At 38.8% G+C, this 17,936-nt stretch carries 17 protein-coding genes, 1 other RNA gene and 2 pseudogenes; 5 read left to right on the top strand and 15 right to left on the bottom strand.

Annotated elements, in window-relative coordinates:
* Positions 1-11: 11 nt before the first annotated feature.
* From spoIIIAE to spoIIIAA, 5 genes are all read right to left on the bottom strand, one after another.
* Positions 12-1,220, bottom strand: a complete 1,209-nt coding sequence (spoIIIAE, locus tag ACFYKT_RS03860) for a stage III sporulation protein AE (protein WP_389215700.1) — start codon at positions 1,218-1,220, stop codon at positions 12-14.
* Between the two features lie 21 nt (positions 1,221-1,241).
* The gene (gene spoIIIAD / locus ACFYKT_RS03855; RefSeq protein ID WP_389217016.1) at positions 1,242-1,631 is read right to left on the bottom strand and encodes a stage III sporulation protein AD; all 390 of its coding nucleotides are present in this window, start codon (positions 1,629-1,631) and stop codon (positions 1,242-1,244) included.
* A gap of 14 nt (positions 1,632-1,645) precedes the next feature.
* Positions 1,646-1,852, bottom strand: coding sequence for a stage III sporulation protein AC (spoIIIAC, locus tag ACFYKT_RS03850; RefSeq protein ID WP_009794945.1), 207 nt, complete (start codon positions 1,850-1,852; stop codon positions 1,646-1,648).
* A 119-nt stretch (positions 1,853-1,971) separates the two neighbouring features.
* Entirely contained in the window at positions 1,972-2,487 is a 516-nt protein-coding gene (gene spoIIIAB, locus ACFYKT_RS03845; RefSeq protein WP_389215697.1) for a stage III sporulation protein SpoIIIAB, read from the bottom strand.
* Positions 2,488-3,411 (bottom strand): stage III sporulation protein AA, encoded by a 924-nt coding sequence (gene spoIIIAA, locus ACFYKT_RS03840; protein WP_389215694.1) that lies wholly within the window; start codon positions 3,409-3,411, stop codon positions 2,488-2,490. It abuts the gene before it with no gap.
* Positions 3,412-3,927: 516 nt separating this feature from the next.
* Between spoIIIAA and ACFYKT_RS03835 the strand changes: the two genes are divergently transcribed.
* Complete coding sequence (locus ACFYKT_RS03835) at positions 3,928-4,599, top strand: SIMPL domain-containing protein (protein WP_389215691.1); 672 nt, start codon at positions 3,928-3,930, stop codon at positions 4,597-4,599.
* A 45-nt stretch (positions 4,600-4,644) separates the two neighbouring features.
* On the opposite strand, the gene ssrS is transcribed toward ACFYKT_RS03835, so the two are convergent.
* From ssrS to ACFYKT_RS03810, 5 genes are all read right to left on the bottom strand, one after another.
* Positions 4,645-4,828, bottom strand: a non-coding RNA gene (ssrS, locus tag ACFYKT_RS03830) — 6S RNA.
* A 112-nt stretch (positions 4,829-4,940) separates the two neighbouring features.
* Positions 4,941-5,498 (bottom strand): elongation factor P, encoded by a 558-nt coding sequence (efp, locus tag ACFYKT_RS03825; RefSeq protein ID WP_389215688.1) that lies wholly within the window; start codon positions 5,496-5,498, stop codon positions 4,941-4,943.
* Positions 5,499-5,527: 29 nt separating this feature from the next.
* On the bottom strand, positions 5,528-6,589 hold the full coding sequence (locus ACFYKT_RS03820) for a M24 family metallopeptidase (RefSeq protein WP_389215685.1): 1,062 nt from the start codon (positions 6,587-6,589) through the stop codon (positions 5,528-5,530).
* Between the two features lies 1 nt (position 6,590).
* Positions 6,591-7,034: a type II 3-dehydroquinate dehydratase gene (aroQ, locus tag ACFYKT_RS03815; protein WP_389215682.1), complete on the bottom strand. Its 444-nt coding sequence runs from the start codon at positions 7,032-7,034 to the stop codon at positions 6,591-6,593.
* A 107-nt stretch (positions 7,035-7,141) separates the two neighbouring features.
* Positions 7,142-7,660 (bottom strand): YqhR family membrane protein, encoded by a 519-nt coding sequence (locus ACFYKT_RS03810; RefSeq protein ID WP_389215679.1) that lies wholly within the window; start codon positions 7,658-7,660, stop codon positions 7,142-7,144.
* 240 nt (positions 7,661-7,900) lie between these two features.
* Between ACFYKT_RS03810 and ACFYKT_RS03805 the strand changes: the two genes are divergently transcribed.
* Entirely contained in the window at positions 7,901-8,290 is a 390-nt protein-coding gene (locus tag ACFYKT_RS03805; RefSeq protein ID WP_389215676.1) for an SA1362 family protein, read from the top strand.
* Positions 8,291-8,313: 23 nt separating this feature from the next.
* Here the strand turns inward: ACFYKT_RS03805 and ACFYKT_RS03800 are convergent, their stop codons facing one another.
* From ACFYKT_RS03800 to ACFYKT_RS03780, 5 genes and pseudogenes are all read right to left on the bottom strand, one after another.
* A complete protein-coding gene (locus tag ACFYKT_RS03800) occupies positions 8,314-9,198 on the bottom strand; it encodes a patatin-like phospholipase family protein (RefSeq protein ID WP_389215673.1) in 885 nt (294 codons plus the stop codon).
* Positions 9,199-9,340: 142 nt separating this feature from the next.
* A pseudogene (locus tag ACFYKT_RS03795) lies at positions 9,341-11,092 on the bottom strand (vitamin B12-dependent ribonucleotide reductase); the annotation flags it as partial.
* Positions 11,093-11,515: 423 nt separating this feature from the next.
* Positions 11,516-12,388, bottom strand: coding sequence for an LAGLIDADG family homing endonuclease (locus ACFYKT_RS03790; RefSeq protein ID WP_389215670.1), 873 nt, complete (start codon positions 12,386-12,388; stop codon positions 11,516-11,518).
* Positions 12,389-12,615: 227 nt separating this feature from the next.
* Positions 12,616-13,404: pseudogene (locus tag ACFYKT_RS03785) on the bottom strand (ribonucleotide reductase N-terminal alpha domain-containing protein); the annotation flags it as partial.
* 579 nt (positions 13,405-13,983) lie between these two features.
* Positions 13,984-14,526, bottom strand: a complete 543-nt coding sequence (locus tag ACFYKT_RS03780) for a GbsR/MarR family transcriptional regulator (protein ID WP_389215667.1) — start codon at positions 14,524-14,526, stop codon at positions 13,984-13,986.
* Between the two features lie 354 nt (positions 14,527-14,880).
* Here ACFYKT_RS03780 and proV point away from each other — a divergent pair, with 354 nt between their 5' ends.
* From proV to ACFYKT_RS03765, 3 genes are read left to right on the top strand one after another with little or no spacing between them, the layout of a single operon-like run.
* Positions 14,881-16,149, top strand: a complete 1,269-nt coding sequence (gene proV, locus ACFYKT_RS03775; protein ID WP_389217013.1) for a glycine betaine/L-proline ABC transporter ATP-binding protein ProV — start codon at positions 14,881-14,883, stop codon at positions 16,147-16,149.
* A complete protein-coding gene (locus tag ACFYKT_RS03770; protein ID WP_389215664.1) occupies positions 16,149-16,994 on the top strand; it encodes an ABC transporter permease in 846 nt (281 codons plus the stop codon). Before proV ends, ACFYKT_RS03770 begins: the two co-directional genes overlap by 1 nt.
* Positions 16,995-16,996: 2 nt before the next feature.
* Positions 16,997-17,902, top strand: coding sequence for a glycine betaine ABC transporter substrate-binding protein (locus ACFYKT_RS03765; RefSeq protein WP_389215661.1), 906 nt, complete (start codon positions 16,997-16,999; stop codon positions 17,900-17,902).
* Positions 17,903-17,936: the final 34 nt, after the last annotated feature.

The following is a 17,936-nucleotide window of genomic DNA, read 5'->3' as shown; positions in this document are numbered from 1 at the left end:
ATCCTCTCCTCCTACCTAACCATCATTGTTAAGTTTCCAGCTGCAATAATTACTGTGATACTTAAGAAAAACATCAGGGATACAATCGCAAGTGCTGCAAAAACATAAATGACACTTTTACTAATGATGTCGAGGCATTTGATAATCGGTCCTCCACCTAAAGGCTGCAAAATGGCAGCTGCAAACTTATATATAAACGCAATCATTAATATTTTGATTGCTGGAAAGGCTGCAATGATAATTAGGATCGCTACTCCAGCAATGCCTACTGTATTTTTTAATAAAACAGAGGCACTGATCACAGTATCTGTTGCATCAGTAAACATTCGGCCAATCACAGGAATGAAGTTACCCGTTATAAACTTTGCTGTGCGAATCGTAATTCCATCGGTCACGGCAGTAGATGCACCTTGGACAGAGATAACGCCTAGAAATACAGTTAAAAAGGTACCAAGAAGCCCAATGCTCCAATTCTTTAGCAAATTGGCAAGCTGGGTCACTTTATAATTTTCAGAGAGTGTACTGACAATATTGAGCAGAGCTGATAGAAATAATAGAGGCAGGACTACATATTGAATTAATAATCCGCTCATGTTCATTAAAAATAAGATTACCGGGTGAAAGAATGCAGCAGAGACAAGCCCGCCTGACGAAGCAATTAAAGCTAATAACAGCGGGATTAGCGCCAGTATAAAGGAAATCATTGTATCAATTGCTTCCTGCGTATAGCTGATAGCTACATGGAAGCTATTCAATGCAATAATGATCAGCACCATGAACACAATCGCATACGCTGCCTTGCTGACCGTACTTTTTTCAAAGGAATTCTGGAGAGATTGTAGAAACATGCTGAAGACAGTTAACAGAATTAAAGAACCAAGCAGCTTCCCATTTACAATAAATTCATGAAAGATAAATTTCATAAAGCCTGAAGCCCATTCCTGAAAGGAAAACTTTTTATCTCCTTTTATGAATTCATATAAACTGCCTTTTTGACTTTCTGGTAAAAAGCCTCCATACTCGTTAGTGACTTTTTCCCAAAACCCTTTCAATTCATCGATATTAAGAGAATCTAGCTGAGAGTCAACAATCGATTGCGTATCAACGACTTCTATTGATTCATTCACATCATTTGTTTGCGGAGAGGCTTGTACTTCTTGACTTAGTAAGAAAAAGAGCAGCAAATTGAGAAATAGTAGTTTCTGCAGCCAATGCTTCATCGTTACACCTCATACCTTTTATTAACTTGGAATCATTTGGATGATTGTCTCGATCATCACGGTCAGGATTGGTATAGCCATCGCAAGAATTAATATCTTTCCAGCAAGTTCTATTTTGGAGGCAACCGCTCCTTGACCAGCATCTTTCGTGATTTGGGCAGCAAACTCAGCAATATACGCAATGCCAATCACTTTTAAAATGGTTTCGATATACATCATATTTATTTTTGCATTCACAGCAATTTGTTCAATCATGTGAATAATGGCGTAAATTTGATCTACCAAGAAGAGGAAGATGGTACAGCCAACAAATACAATGATCAGGAAAGCAAAGTTGGGCTTTTGTTCTTTTACAATTAAAGCAAGGAAGGTAGCAACGAGTGCGACACCGACTATTTGGAGAATTTCAATGGCAAAGCCCTCCTTTAGCCTTGGAATAAAAACACAGATTTAATTTTTTGAAACAAGTCATCTACAATCGAGGCAACCATAAATAAAATATAGATAAACCCAAACAATGTTACCCATTGGGCATATTCCTTTTTCCCTACTTGATCAAGGATTGTATGCAAGAATGCCACGACAATCCCAACTCCAGCAATTTTAAAAATAATATCAACCTCTAACCCCATAACCTCTCTCCCCCAATCAGAAATGCGCAGGCGCCTTGTTCAGCCCCGACAAGTTCACCTCGAGGGGCTAGGTGCCGGAGCTGGACAACCAGAAATATGCAGGCACCTTGTTTACTTTTCTACATTAATAGAATGATTAATAAGAGCCCTGATAAGAAACCTAAGCTTTTGACCATTTTTTCATATTTTGCTTGTTTATCGAATGCATCAGCTTCCTCACGCTCTAAATGTGAGAGTGTAAGCATGATTTGTTTTTGCTGGGATAGGCGGTCATGTCTGCCTAATGTTTCCCCGAATTGCTTCATAATTTCAAATTCACCTTGTTTAAATGCGGTCATTTTCCATATTTCTGTTAAACTTTGTTCCCATGCATCTTTTACCGTTGTTTCTGAATTTGTCAATTTCTGTGCAAAGGATTCAAAGAAGGAGGATAACGGCTTTGCCACCTGGGCCGCAAGCCTTCTAGCCGCCTCATGCAAAGGTGTATGGCCATACATGATCTCAGCCTCTAGTGACTGTAGGGCTGATTTCAATTGACGAAGCTGCCGAGGCCGTTCATGGAGATGCCGAGAAGCCTCATATCCTGCCCAAGTAGTCGCAATAATTATGAATATGGCACCAATGATCTTCATCATTTAAGTCACTCTCACTTCATGCAGAATCTCTCTGCCTGTCCCATCTTTAATGCTTGTCACACTTCCTGGGCCGCTTTTTCTGCTCAGTTCAATGAACCGCTGGAAAATTCCCATTTCAAGAATCGGCTTAATGGTTGGGCGTTTTTTTATCTCATCTAAGGTATTTCCATGCGTTGTCATAATCAATTTAATCCCTGCATTCACAGCTTCCATAATGGCATCTGCATCTTCTTTTCTGCCGATTTCATCAACAATCAAAACATCTGGACTCATCGAACGAATCATCATCATCATCCCTTCTACTTTCGGACAGGCATCTAGAACGTCAAGACGCGGTCCAAAGGTCATCTGTGGGATTCCGTTGACACTTCCTGCAATTTCAGATCGTTCATCAACAATTCCAACTTTATATGCCTGAAAAAGGCCATTTTCATCCCCGCTCGAGATAATTCTTGCTATATCACGCAGAAGTGTTGTTTTCCCTGTTTGCGGGGGACCGATTATCATTGTGTGCAGCCAGCTTCCGTTAAATAGATGTGGAACAAGTCTATTGGCAATCCCGATTTGTTCTCTAGCAATTCGGATATTAAAGGAAGAGATATCTCTAATCGCTTTCACAATCCCATTTTCGAGGATAACTTTTCCTGCGAGCCCCACTCGATGGCCGCCTTCAATCGTGATGTAGCCTCTTCGTAATTCTTCCTCAATCGTGTAGATCGAAAAATGGCTCATCTTATTAAGCAAATGAACAGCATCATCCGGCTTAACAATATAGGACAGAAACGTTGGGGTTCCTTTAATAATTAATTCAACTGGTCTGTTAATTCGGACACGTATCTCTTCTAATTCCAGCAATTGGCGAGAAGGTATATGCTGCAAATAATCTGCTATGTTTTTTGGCAAAAAGGCTAGAATCGTTTCCAATACATTAATCCTCCTAAAAAGTAAGATGATAAATAGTGATTTTGTCTAGCTACAGCGCCTACCCCCTCGAGGTCATAAGTCAATCCATCAAGAAGGTTAAAGTACAACCTTCTCGCTAGCTCGTCTTATGCTTGTCGGGGGTGGACAAGGCGCTTCCGCTTTTCTTTTTGTCTAGCTACAGCGCCTACCCCCTCGAGGTCACAAGCCAATCCTCCCAGAAAGGTAAAAAACACCTTTCCGTGAGGCTCGTCTTGTGCTTGTCGGGGGTGGACAAGGCGCTTCCGCTTTTCTTTTTGGACTAGCACTCCTTAAAATGTATGCTTGCTTTAAAACAATATGACTTTGTTTTAGTCTGTTGTTCCATCTTTATAGAAGATTTTTTAATCATTACAAGTGGAAATGAAGATTTTTGTGAAATTTGAGGGAAGGTACGGAAGAAATATCCGAATGTTCCTTTTCAATTGACCGTACATATTAAAGAGGCCGCGATCTAAAGAAAAGAAGGAGGGGAAAAATTTGTATAATCAATATCCAGCTCAGCGTAATATACCTGTGACTAACAAAAGGTTAAATGTAATTAGTGTGTATGGGGAAGGGAAGGTTTCAGTGCTTCCAGACACGGCGGAGGTAACATTAGGAGTCTCTACAGAGGAAATGGAAGTAACGGATGCACAGAACAATAATGCAATGGTTATAACGAAGGTTAAAGAAGGACTAAGTAAGATTGGTGTTCAGGAGGAACAGATTCAAACAGTGGATTACTCGATATTTCCACAATATGATTTTGTCGATGGCAAACAAGTTTTTAGAGGATACAAGGTTCAGCACCTTCTCCGTGTTTCAATCAAAAATATAGAAAACAGCGGTTTGGTCATTGATACAGCTGTCAATAATGGGGCGAATATCATTTCTGGAATCCAATTTACTTCAAGTGACACTGAACGATTTCAACACCAAGCCCTTTCATTAGCCGTTATTAATGCTTATCAAAAAGCGGACACGATTGCGAGAACATTAGGAGTACACTTAGCGAAAGAACCTCTATTAGTAGCCGAAACTTCTCAACAGCCAAATAATCCAGTCCCCTTTCAAGCATCAGCACTTGTTAAAAGCAGTACATCAACCCCGATTGAGCCAGGGACACTGGAAATTACTAAATTTGTAACAGCTGAGTTTACATTTTCTTAAAAAGAAAAGAGCAATAACCCAATGGTCATTGCTCTTCATTCGTTATGTATAGCCGCCTTTGCCGCCGTTTCATATGGAGTTTCATACCTGCTCCTCCAGGTGGGTGTCCGCAATTGCTTTCTCAATCGTCCTCTACAAATGGAGGCATGATGTTCCAGCAATGGTGTTGAACTCCCTCAATCTAAATAAAGGTTGAAACTACATACACAAGCGAACAACGCAGCTTCTATATAAATATAATAACGAATAATCGTCTTCTTCACAAGTTGAAAACTTTGGAAAAAAACAATGGAATGAGGGAAAATCCCATCACAGACTCGAAATTCCCCCTTTCCATTTACTTATGCACGAGATACATAGGAAGATTCAGATGTATTAATAATTAACTTGTCCCCTTGATTAATAAAGAATGGAACTTGGACGATTAGGCCCGTTTCAAGTGTTGCTGGCTTCGTTCCGCCTGATGCAGTATCCCCTTTAATCCCTGGTTCTGTTTCAGTCACTTCTAATACAACTGTATTTGGCAGTTCAACACCTAGTGTTTCACCATGATACATCATGATTTGAACTTCCATATTTTCTTTCAAGAATTTTAGTTCGTATTCAATAGATACAGCTGGCAGCTCAATTTGCTCATAAGACTCATTGTCCATGAAAACATGCTGATCGCCACTTGCATAAAGATATTGCATTCTGCGGTTATCAATTTGTGCTTTTCCTACTTTTTCACCTGCACGGAAGGTTTTTTCTTGAATCGCACCGTTACGTAGGTTACGAAGTTTGGAACGAACAAACGCTGCTCCTTTTCCAGGCTTAACATGCTGGAAATCCATTACACGCCAAATTCCGTTATCTACTTCAATTGTTAATCCGGTACGAAAATCATTTACAGAAATCATGTAAATCCTCCTAATTAGCTCTGCTTTTCTTAAAGAATAATCAAATCTTTTGTTGAATGTGTCAGCGGTTCATTATGGTCTTTTGTAATTAAAGTATCATCTTCAATCCGGACCCCACCAAGCCCTGGTATGTAAATGCCAGGCTCTACCGTTACAGCCATGCCAGGTTCAAGAATAATATCTGATTTAGAAGCTAGCGCTGGCCCCTCATGAACCTCAAGACCTATGCCATGTCCTGTGGAATGACCGAAATATTCTCCATAACCCTTTTCAGTTATATAATCACGGGTTAATGCATCTGCTTCTTTTCCACTCATACCTGGCTTTATGCCATCCATTCCACGCAATTGCGCTTGTAAAACGATGTCATAGATTTCCTTCATTTTCTGTGAAGGTTCACCAACTGCTAGTGTTCGCGTTATATCTGAAACATAACCTTTATAATACGCACCATAGTCAAGTGTAACCATATCACCTTTTTCAATCACTTTCTCACTTGCCACACCATGTGGAAGTGCACCACGATGGCCTGAAGCAACAATTGTGTCAAAAGATGATGAAGTTGCACCGGCTTTTCTCATAAAGAACTCTAATTCATTCGCTACCTCAAGCTCAGTTAAGCCTGGGCGAATAAATCCAATAATATGTTTAAACGCTGCATCAGCAATGTCCGCTGCATCCTTTAATATCTTAATCTCTGATTCAGTCTTAATCAAGCGTAACTTTTCAATTTCTCCAGAAACAGGTACTAATTCTGCTTCAATCACTTTCTCATATGTTTGATAAGCAGAGAAAGTGACATAATCCTGTTCAAAACCAAGTCTTTTAATGCCAAGCTTTTTTGCTTGTTCTGCAACCTCTGCTGGGATTACACCTGAGTGCTTCACAATTTCATAGCCTTCACATTGAGCAGTGGCTTGCTCTATATATCGAAAGTCGGTAATAAACTGTGCGTGTTCTCTACTAATAAGAACGACTCCTGATGAACCAGTGAAATTAGTCATATAACGTCGATTATATGTACTAGTAATCAGCATTCCATCAATGCCATTTTTTTCAAAGCTTGAGCGTAATTTCTGTAATTTTCCCATTTTATTCTCTCCCCTTTGCACGATCCATTAAAGCATGGAAGGCTAACTCATATCCAAATAAACCTAAGCCAACAATCTGCCCAGCAGTAACTGGGGCAATGACAGAAGTATGACGAAATGCTTCACGGGAATGGATGTTTGAAATATGTACCTCAACCACAGGAATCTGTATGCCCGCGATAGCATCTCTTATCGCATAGCTATAATGCGTAAAAGCACCAGGGTTCATAATAATACCGTCCATTCCACTTTCATTTGCTTCATGAATTTTATCAATGATTTCCCCTTCATGATTGGACTGAAAGCAAATGATCTCTGTGTTATGGAGGTTTCCTAATGTGACAATCTTTTCTTCCAGCTGCTTTAAAGTAGTGAAGCCGTATACACTAGGTTCACGTTTTCCTAGTAAATTTAAATTCGGCCCATTCAATAATAATATTTTCATTTATGCACTCCTGTAAAAAAAGATTGATTTACAAGAATATTTTATCATAAATGAATTCTATTCCACTACTTTTAGAATCTTATTTTGAAGTGATTAAAATAGTTTAATTAACTTTCCTGCTGTGTTTTTCTCTCCATCCTTTCTTTATATTTAATTTCACTTTCTTCATATGAAATGGAATATCCTACAAATACACCATATAAAATGTAAAAACAGAGAGATGTAATAATCGTATTTCGCTCAAGCTCTCTAAATGGATTAATTCCAGGGAAGATCGGATTTAAAACAAAAAAGACTAATAAGAATAGAACAATACCGAAGACTCCTCCTACCCAAATGCTCGGAAATCTTCGTAAGGCAGCGTAATAAATAAAGGCCACAACAATTGAAATAATTCCAATCATCACGATGCTAATGACCGTTCCTAGCCCTCCCTCTTTCCAAGTACCAATCAGCCATGGTTCCAGAATGACATTCGGTCTTATTTCCGTTAAATTAAAAACGTATGCTAAATAACCAAGCCCACTCCAAAAAATCCCACCAATCAATCCCGTTACTATCACCATGGTAATAAAGGACATCGGTTTTTCTCTTTGATTTTGTTCTAGCTGCTTTTCTTCTGCCATTTTTACCACCTCCATACTTTATTATGTCCTTTTGAGCATTTTCCCTTGCATACTTAAAAGAAATAAGTTTATCTGCTCATAATTAAATTCCACTTCATTCCTAGAGGTTTTGTTTTATTTTTTGTAGAATAAAGATAGATACCAATCACTTATAAAATAGATAAAAATAGAAGAAATTGAATAAAACTAGTTGGACCAAGTTTAAAAGAGTGAAAAAATGCTCATCATGCTCATAGGGAGGTGGCTTTCTTGAAAAATCGGGTTTCCGTAATCATTATCCTAGGACTCATTCTTCTTGCAGTCGTGGGGATGACTGCTAATTTGTTTTCAGATCCTGCCGGTTTTTTGCTGAGAATAGCTGTCATTATATTAGTTGGTTTTGTAATCTACTCTATCTTTCGGCATTTTTATAAAGCAAGTCCTAGAAAACATGAACAGCGGGCATTTATTCGCGCAGCAAAGAAATCAAAAAAACGATATAAAATGAATGAGCCAAGAAAGGGCAATAATCGCAAGGCAAGCTCTGGGAATTCCTTATCAACCCTTAAAAGGACGAAAAAAAAATCTTCCACACATTTAACTGTTATCCAAGGAAAAAAAGGCAAAAAGAAAGATCGAGCTTCTCTATAATAAGCTCGATCTTTTTTAATTAATCAATAACTCCATTGTGAAAAGAATTGCTTAGCACATTTTTCGCCTAAATCTACAAGGGCTTGTTTCTTCTCTTGTGTTAGTTGAAATTCAGTTGTTAATGCTCCCTCTGTAGGTATAAAGATAATGTTTCGAGCATGTTTTCTGGAAATATACCGAGCATCATGGGCATCCTTCATCGTTTCAAATAAGGCTTCATACATTTGAATGGCATTTTTGATCTTATTTTTCGGACGATCTGTCACATTTTGGCTTAATTGCATCCCTAGAACAGGCCTTGCCTTCTTCACATTGTCCCGATCAAATAACCACATCGGAAAATTGCTAAGGACTCCTCCATCAACAATGATGCTTGCTTCACCTCTTGTATAAAGTTTAACCGGTTCAAAAAAATAGGGCAGGCTACAGCTCATCCGGATGGCCTTTGCAATCGAAAATGATCCGGGATCAATGCCGTAATTTATTAAATCATCGGGCAGTATAACGAGACGACCATTTGTTAGATCAGAGGCAACTACCCTTAATGCCTGATGAGGGAGATCTGAAAACTTCCTAATTCCTCTTGCAGCAAGCTTTTCCTCTATCCATTTTTCAAGTTCATCTCCCTTGTAGAGCCCAAGCCGCCAATAGAGAAGAATCCATTTTGTCACCGCTAATGGAATATACGTTTTTCGCGAATCTAGAAATTTCTTTAAATTGAGTTCATCGATTAATTGGTATATTTCTTCACTTGTATAGTTTGCGGCAATCAATGCTGCGACAATCGACCCTGCACTCGTTCCAGCCACTCTTTTGAAACGGAACCCTCTTTTCTCAACCTCGGCATAGGCACCAATTAGAGCAAATCCTTTAATTCCTCCACCAGAAAAGACACCGTCAATATACATGCAAGCCACTCCTATCGATGTACTCACTTGATACATTTTTAATCGGAGACCTGCAAAAATAGTACGGTAGACAAGGTGTTATTTTATTTAAAATGCAAAAAAGAAGATGGATGAGTCTCCACCTTCTTTTTTATGAGTTATTTTATAGTCCGCATTTTAATTGGGCATTGCAATTCGTACATGTATTACATCCGCCAATTTCCTCTACGCTTCCTTTGCGGCAGACTGGGCATGTATCTCCAACCTCTGATCCAATCTTTACATTAGTCGAGCGGAGAGCATTAATTGTGTCAACAAGTACAACATGCTGCTTTGTTTTTTCTTTTTTGTCAAAGCTTGTTTCTTCGAAGCTATTTTCTTCTGCTTTCAAAGTTAGTACTTGAGAATCACGGGAACCATCTACATAAACAGTGCCGCCTTTAGCACCACCTTTGTAAAGGCGCTCATATACTTTTTCTACTTGCTCCACACTATATCCTTTCGGTGCATTCACTGTTTTACTAATCGAACTGTCAATCCAGCGCTGAATGATGCATTGAACATCTGCATGTGCCGCTGGAGCTAAATCCATAGCAGCAATAAACCATTCAGGCAGGTTATTCGGATCTGCATCCGGATTTCTATCTAAATATTCTTGAACAATATCTGCCTTTACTTCAATAAATTTGCCTAAACGGCCACTTCTGAAGTAAGAGAAGGAGAAGTAAGGTTCAAGGCCAGTAGAAACCCCAACCATCGTCCCAGTAGATCCCGTAGGAGCCACAGTTAAAAGATGTGAGTTGCGAATGCCATATTCGATAATTGATTGTTGAATATCTTCAGGCATTTTTTGCATGAAGCCTGTTTCTGAAAAAGCTTTTCTTAAACGATTCGTCTCTTCTTCTGTTTCCCTCGTTAAGAACGGGAAGCTTCCTTTTTCTTTAGCCAGTTCTACAGAAGCACGGTAAGCTGTTGTAGCTATTGTTTCAAATACTTTATCAACAAGCTCATTGCCCTTTTCAGAACCGTATTCTGTTTCACAATAAATCAACAAATCGTGCAGACCCATGACACCTAAACCAACACGGCGTTCACCAAGAGCCTGTTTTTTATTTTCTGCAAGGAAATATGGTGTTGCATCAATCACGTTATCCTGCATCCGCACACCGACTTCAACGGTACGCTTTAATTTCTCAAAGTTTACAGTCTTGTTTTCTTTATCTGCCATTTCTGCTAGGTTAACAGCAGCCAAATTGCAGACACTGTATGGTGCGAGGGGTTGTTCGCCACATGGGTTTGTTGCTACAACCTTCTGTCCATATGCTCTTGCGTTTGTCATGTCATTTGCATTATCGATAAAGAAGATTCCTGGTTCTGCTGAGTAAGTCGCACAAATGTTGATTAAATTCCAAAGCTCTTTTGCTTGGATTTTACGATAAACTCGTACTTTATGACCGAGTTTTTCCCATTCGCGGACATCCCCTACTTTATGCCATTCTTCATTATAGTTGCGCATTTCATCTTTACCATAGCTTTCTACGTCTGGGAATCGGAGTTCATATTCAGCATCATTCTCAACTGCATTCATGAATTCCTTCGTTAAGCAAACAGATATATTTGCACCTGTAAGGAATTCAGAATTATGAACAGAATAATTGCCCCCAGTTACTAATTTTTCTTCTGCATCATTAATTATTTTTTCACTAAAGCCGCCATACCCTGGAATTTTCTTATAATTTACAATCCCTTGATACATTGCTATTTCTTGCTCTGTAAAAGGAGTGAATTTTAATTTTTCTTTCGCATATTTTTTAATCGTTTCATCATTTGTCGTTTCAAGTAAGAATCGTAAAATTCTTGGATTTTGCATTTTTGAAATGATGAATTCAATAATGTCAGGATGCCACGTACCTACCGTCCCTTTCAGGATATTTACACTGCCTCAGCAGTCGGACTAGACTATATCATCACCCTCAGCTTTTACTGTTAGGGGCCGGGCGCTTGTGAGAGTTTATTGTTGGGACTCACTCTCTAGTCGTTGAACCTTCGCCATTACCTTTGCCCAATGACGCTTGGCTGCAGATTGACCAATGCTGATAATTTTTAAGCATTCACGCTCACCGTTTCCAGTCACGTTGTAGCTTATCAGCCTCTAAGGTTTTCCCTGCAATTCACCCGATTTTCTAATCATTCATTTTCTGAATGATGCGGACTAGTGCATCTGTATTAATCCGCTAACATGATCATTTGTGCGCCCCGCTTATTGTTACTCACTCAGTCTATTTCGAGTGGGCTAGGTCATTTCTGCCTAGCTCTCATGCTCTCACATGAGATCAGACTATATCATCAAAGAAGAAAATTTTTCGTATTTGCGATTTAATTTAATATCTCCATGCTTATACAGCAGATTAAAGATCATTTTGGCTTCAATGATACTAGAAAGGTATAAATCATAACAGCCTTGTTTCTTTAATACACCTTTGACCTTTAATCCAATCTCATAGGTTTGAAGGAACTTCAAAGTGGAAGTTAACATCTCTTTTGATCCAGTAAAACCTACTCTTACTTTGAGATAGCCATTGCGTTGATAGACCCTAATATGGCCATCGGCATCAAAAAAGCCTCTTATAAATGCCCATTGCAGCATATTGCTTTTTAACGCAATCCATGCTTCATGTCCTGTTTTTTTAGGTCCAACACCCAAGCTAATTAAGTCATCACACATTTTAGTTGAGTTAATCGTTAATGAGTACTTATTTTGCTCATTGGGTGCATTCTTTTTTCTAAATTTAATTGCTGTGGACATGTTCAGCTCTTCTGCAATATCTCTTAAGAGTTGCACATCGTTTTCGGCTAAACAAAGTATGAGCCTTTTAGATTTTTTTCGATCAATTATTGTTCCGTCTCCAAGAATATAACCTAATACATATGCTTGATTAGGCGATGAAATATCAGAAAAGTAATTTTCATCATAATGATATTTCTTATTCTTTTTCTTTCCTGCTTCACCTGGTGTTAACGGAACAAAAATATTTAATTCCTTATTCCATCTTTGTATTGTTCCTCTAGCTATATTAAGCCTTTTTGATATTTCAACTTGACTATATCCTTGATCATGAAGTAATTTAATCGCATTTACCAATTCTTCTTTGTCTCGTGCCCCATAGGTCCGTATATGCTTCCTCTGGTTTACTCTTTCCTTACTTTCCAAAAGCTCTACCTCCTCTGAATAGTTACTTTTGAAAACCGTAGGAAATTTCAATAGTCGTTGAACGTTCTTCTCCGTTTCCAAAGAAGCTTCGCTGCTGATTGCCCATTGTTGTATCCTTCTAATTTTCAAGCGTTCACATTTGCCATTACTGGCTCTGTTGTAGCTTAGAAGGCTTTAGGGTGTTCCAGCAATTCACGAGATTTTACTCCCGCCGGTGGGCTTTTTTAACGGGAACCGCCTTGCTCCACAAGATGAGTCAGCTTCGCTATATCATCTAACCATGAAACAGAGCCTGATGATTTACCATTTACGCCTTTTGCCAGTGTGTTGCGTGGTCTTAAGGTAGAACCGTTTGTTCCAACCCCGCCGCCGCGGCTCATGATTTCCATTACCTGCTTGCGGTGTTCAGAAATGCCTTCACGGGAATCTTGAACAAATGGCATTACATAACAGTTAAAATAAGTAACATCCGTATCCGCTCCTGCTCCATATAGAACACGGCCAGCCGGGATAAAGTTTAAGCTTGCAAGCTCTTGATAGAATTTCTCGAACCATTCTTGTCTTTTTTCTTCTGTTTTCTCAACAGAAGCAAGGCCTGTTGCATTACGTTTAGCAATTTGCTCATAAAAAAGCTCCAGCGGTTTTTCAATTACATCTAGAGAGCGTTTGATGATACCAGTTTGTGCTTCTTCTGGATCATCAAGTGCCCCTCGATAATCTTCTTCCACTAGAACGGATGCTGCTTTATTTTCCCAATCAATATCTAGAATGTAGCCAAGCCCTCGAGCCGGGAATTTTGGATCTTCTTTGATGGTAAGAACGACGAAGTCCCCATTAGTTAGAGTGATTTTTTCTGTATCTTTAAAAGTATACCTGTCCAACATGACTAATCGGGAAACCCCTTTGTGGGTCATTTTCATATCAGAGGTGATAGGGTGCACTTGAGGAAATAGACGGATGTCTTCATTCAAGCGTTCAATGTTCAAACTCATTTTTTGTCCTAATGCTACAGACATTTTTACAACTCCTTCAAATAAAAATATTCAATTTTAATAGTATCTTTAAAGCTATGTTAAATCATGTTGCTTTTTTCAATAACCTAAAGTTACCATACCACATCACCAAAATCAACATATAGTACCTAAAATATTTTCGACACCACTACATATTGTGTTAAATTCAGGTGAAGTTTAATTTGTCAAAATCAAAAAAAACTAGAATCCGGAGAAAATAAGAGAGATTCATAGATTTTTAATAGAATAAGACAAATTTCAATATATTTTGCGGTTTGCACTTCTCAGTAAAATTGATAGTTAAAAAAACAAGGCTCTTTTCCAAAAATTTGTTGTTTTTGCATAAGTGTTCTATCGAAAAAAGTTAGTTGATTGGAGCGTAAGGCGTGAGACTCCTGCGGGAGTAGTGGGACAGCTGAGACCCCACAGGCGCTTTAGCGCCGAGGAGACTCAGCGCCCACCCCGTGGAAAGCGAATGCCTGGAGCGGAAATCAACCTATACCAACTACTTTTTGATCAGCATAAATATTTACAAAAACAGCCAAAAACAAAAAAGCACAGACGCCTGTGCTTTTAATATCCCTACGATTGATCTTTGTTTTTCGGAATGAAATCAAAAATCTCTTCTGATTCGAAGCTGTCCACCAAGCGATTTAACCATTCATAATAACTAAGTGCTGCTTTCATTTTTTCAATATCAATTTTTGCGGCAGAGCGAACTTCTTCATCTATCTCATCAGACTTTACTAATTTTTCAAGCTCTACGATGGATTTTGTCATAGCAGCGATATTCATAGTAATTCCTGCACGCCATTTAATGGAGAAGAAATCAATAAAGGTTTGATACCAATCCTCTTCTGCTTGATACAAATCCTTTCTCGTTCCCTTTTTCCAAACCTTCTCTACCATTTTTAAATCCATTAAGGTTCGGACTGAAGTACTCATACTTGTTTTACTCATACCGAGCTCTTCCTTCATCTCATCAAGAGTCAACGGATGATTATGAAAATACAGCATTCCATATAATCGCCCAATAGAATCGGTAATTCCATATAAATTCATATTCTTCGCAATGGTTTCAATGACTCTTTCTCGAACACGCTCAAGCTGTTCTTTCCCATCCATCTAACTATTCACATCCATAAATGTAAAATTAACTTTTTCAATATTTCCCTTAGCTTACCCACAAAAATGAAATAATCATTTATTAGGTTACCACTATTTTTCAGAATGTAAAGATGGATATAGCATAGCATCATGGAGGAAAAGAAAGGAATTGTAAGGATTCATGTTATACAGTACGTTCAGTTTTTTCTGTACAAAGTTTACAGCCGAATATGGCTATTTACCAGCTTTGCCCTATTTTTCTAAAACAAATACAATTAAAAGGTCCTTATTGCACGGCATTTATCGTGATTAGCTAAACTAGTCGCTACTACTAAAGGGATAAAAAAATTCAAGAAGTTCCAATTGAACGAGGTGAAAAATTTGAATAAGCAGCAAGTAAAGCTAAGTATTAAAAACGTAACAAAGGTTTTTGGAAAAAATCCTAAAAAAGCATTGCAGCTTTTAAATGAAGGGAACTCCAAAACAGATATTTTAAAAAAGACCGGCTCCACAGTCGGAGTCAAGCAGGCAACCTTTGATGTTCATGCTGGAGAGATATTCGTTATCATGGGCCTTTCAGGAAGTGGGAAGTCCACATTAGTTCGTACATTAAATAGACTCATTGATCCAACTGAAGGCGAAATCTGGATTGACGGAAAAGATATAACAAAAATGAAAAAAGATGAGTTAAGAAATGTACGCAGAAAGAAAATCAGCATGGTCTTTCAAAATTTCGCCTTGCTTCCCCATCGTACGATCCTTGAGAACACCGAATATGGGTTAGAAATACAAGGGATAGATAAGAGTGAAAGAAAGCAAAAGGCACTTAATGCTTTAAAGCTAGTCGGACTGGAAGGCTATGAAGACCAGTTTCCTAAACAGCTGAGTGGAGGAATGCAGCAGCGTGTCGGCTTAGCTCGGGCACTGGCCAATGACACAGATATATTATTAATGGACGAAGCATTCAGTGCATTGGATCCATTAATTAGAAAAGATATGCAAGACGAATTGCTTGAGCTTCAATCCGCAATGGAAAAAACGATTATCTTCATTACACATGATTTAGACGAAGCACTCAGAATCGGAGACAAAATCGCTTTAATGAAGGATGGAGAAATTGTACAAATTGGGTCACCAGAGGAAATCCTAATGAATCCTTCCAATCAATATGTTGAGAGATTCGTAGAGGATGTGGATCTATCCAAAGTATTGACCGCAAGTCATGTAATGAAAAGAGCAGAAACCGTTCAAATCGACAAAGGTCCTCGAGTTGCTTTGCAATTGATGAAGAAACTTGGGATTTCAAGTATTTACGTTGTTGATAAAAAGCAAATCCTTCTCGGTGCGATAACGGCTGATGATGCAAAAGCGGCCTCTGAGAATGGGCAAACATTACAGGCAATCATTGATCCTAATGTCCAAACGGTTACAGGTGATACTTTATTAACTGATTTATTTGACATAGTGTCAACTGCAACTATTCCAGTTGCAGTTGTAGATGAAAACAATCGTCTATATGGCATTCTTGTGAGAGGTGCGGTCATTGGAGGCCTCGCAGGAAATAATGAAGTAATCAATGATTTAGAAAAAGCAAAAAAAGAAGTGGCTGCTGATCAGTCAAGCAAAGGAGGGAATCAATAATGGAAGGTTTATTACCAAAACTCCCGCTTGCCGATTGGATTGATAGCTTTGTAGATTGGCTTACAGTTACCTTTGCCTTTCTATTTGATGCCATTACGATCAGTTTAGAAGGGATAGTTGAAGGACTATTTGCCGTTTTAGCATTTATTCCATCCTATATTCTCATCATCCTAATTGGTTTATTAGCATGGAAACTCTCAACAAAGGGCATTGCCCTATTTGCTGTTATTGGATTGTTCCTTATTGATAATTTAGGCTACTGGGAAGGAATGCTTGAAACCCTTTCATTAGTATTAACAGCCGTCATCATAACAGTTGTGATTGGGATACCAGTAGGCATCTGGGCTTCTCAAAAGAATACGGTTAAACAGATTATTACACCAATATTAGACTTCATGCAAACGATGCCTGCATTCGTCTATTTAATCCCGGCCATCTTCTTCTTTAGCATCGGGGTTGTACCAGGTGTCGTTGCATCCGTTATTTTTGCTGTTCCGCCAACAATTAGGCTAACGATATTAGGTATTCAGCAAGTACCCGCTGATATTATCGAGGCAACAGAGGCTTTCGGTTCTACTACAAGCCAGCGTTTGCTTAAGGTTCAACTTCCGCTTGCTATGCCAACGATCATGGCAGGAATTAATCAAAGCATCATGCTTTCATTGTCCATGGTTGTCATTGCATCTATGGTTGGTTCGCCAGGCCTTGGAGCAGATGTATATCGTGCGGTTACTCAAATTCAAATTGGAAAAGGTTTTGAGGCTGGTCTAGCGATTGTGGTTATGGCCATTATCCTTGATCGGATTACCCAAAATATAGGAATTAAAAAACAAGGGGGCAATTAATAATGAAGAAAAAATGGTTATCTTTTTTAATGGTACCTGCATTAACATTTGGTCTAGCTGCTTGTGGATCTGATGAGGCAAGTGGTGGCAAAACAGATAAAGGGAACGCTGAAGCCTCAGTCGGGGAAAACGTTGATTACAAAATTATCGGAATTGATCCTGGGGCAGGCTTAATGAAAGCAACAGCTAATGTCCTAGATGAATATGAATTAGATGACTGGACATTAGTAGAAGGTTCCGGTGCCGCAATGACTGCTGCTTTAAAGAAAGCTTATAATAAAGAAGAGCCAATTATTGTTACTGGTTGGAGTCCACACTGGAAGTTTTCAAAATTTGATTTGAAATATTTAGAAGATCCTAAAGGAACGTATGGGGATGCAGAAAATATTCATTCCATCGCACGGAATGGGCTGGCTGAAGATCATCCATCCGCTTACAAGGTATTAGATCAATTCAACTGGCCTGAGGAAGACATGAATGCAGTTATGGTTCAAATCACTGATGGAGAAGATCCGGAAAAAGCTGCTCGTAACTGGGTGGATGAGAATTCGGATAAGGTAGCTAAGTGGACAGAAGGTGCTGAAGAAGTTGACGGAGACAAAATCACTATTGGATATGTCGCTTGGGATACAGAAATTGCTAGTACAAATGTCGTTGCCCAAGTGTTAACAGATCTTGGTTATAAAGTGACACTTCGTCAAGTTGAAGCAGGTCCAATGTGGGCTGGTGTTGCTGAAGGCAGCCTTGATGCCCATATTGCCGGCTGGCTGCCATTAACTCATGCGGATTATTACGCAGAATTCGAAGGGAAATTTGAAGATTTAGGTGCTAACTTAGAAGGAACGAAAATCGGATTAGTTGTCCCTGCATATATGGATATCGACTCAATTGAAGATTTAAAAGAGTAATAGCACACGAGGCATTTGACTATGCCTCGTTTTT

This window comes from Cytobacillus mangrovibacter (assembly GCF_042865275.1).
Lineage (GTDB): Bacteria > Bacillota > Bacilli > Bacillales > Cytobacillaceae > Cytobacillus > Cytobacillus mangrovibacter.
The sequence above is the reverse complement of the archived record's forward strand: the minus strand, read 5'-3'. Positions and strand labels throughout refer to the sequence as shown.

Coding starts and splice junctions, on each gene's coding strand:
- spoIIIAE (WP_389215700.1), bottom strand. CDS start 1,220: ATGAAGCATTGGCTGCAGAAACTACTATTTCTCAATTTGCTGCTCTTT.
- spoIIIAC (WP_009794945.1), bottom strand. CDS start 1,852: ATGGGGTTAGAGGTTGATATTATTTTTAAAATTGCTGGAGTTGGGATT.
- spoIIIAB (WP_389215697.1), bottom strand. CDS start 2,487: ATGATGAAGATCATTGGTGCCATATTCATAATTATTGCGACTACTTGG.
- efp (WP_389215688.1), bottom strand. CDS start 5,498: ATGATTTCTGTAAATGATTTTCGTACCGGATTAACAATTGAAGTAGAT.
- ACFYKT_RS03820 (WP_389215685.1), bottom strand. CDS start 6,589: ATGGGAAAATTACAGAAATTACGCTCAAGCTTTGAAAAAAATGGCATT.
- aroQ (WP_389215682.1), bottom strand. CDS start 7,034: ATGAAAATATTATTATTGAATGGGCCGAATTTAAATTTACTAGGAAAA.
- ACFYKT_RS03810 (WP_389215679.1), bottom strand. CDS start 7,660: ATGGCAGAAGAAAAGCAGCTAGAACAAAATCAAAGAGAAAAACCGATG.
- ACFYKT_RS03800 (WP_389215673.1), bottom strand. CDS start 9,198: ATGTATATTGACGGTGTCTTTTCTGGTGGAGGAATTAAAGGATTTGCT.
- ACFYKT_RS03780 (WP_389215667.1), bottom strand. CDS start 14,526: ATGGATGGGAAAGAACAGCTTGAGCGTGTTCGAGAAAGAGTCATTGAA.
- ACFYKT_RS03770 (WP_389215664.1), top strand. CDS start 16,149: ATGGAAGGTTTATTACCAAAACTCCCGCTTGCCGATTGGATTGATAGC.
- ACFYKT_RS03765 (WP_389215661.1), top strand. CDS start 16,997: ATGAAGAAAAAATGGTTATCTTTTTTAATGGTACCTGCATTAACATTT.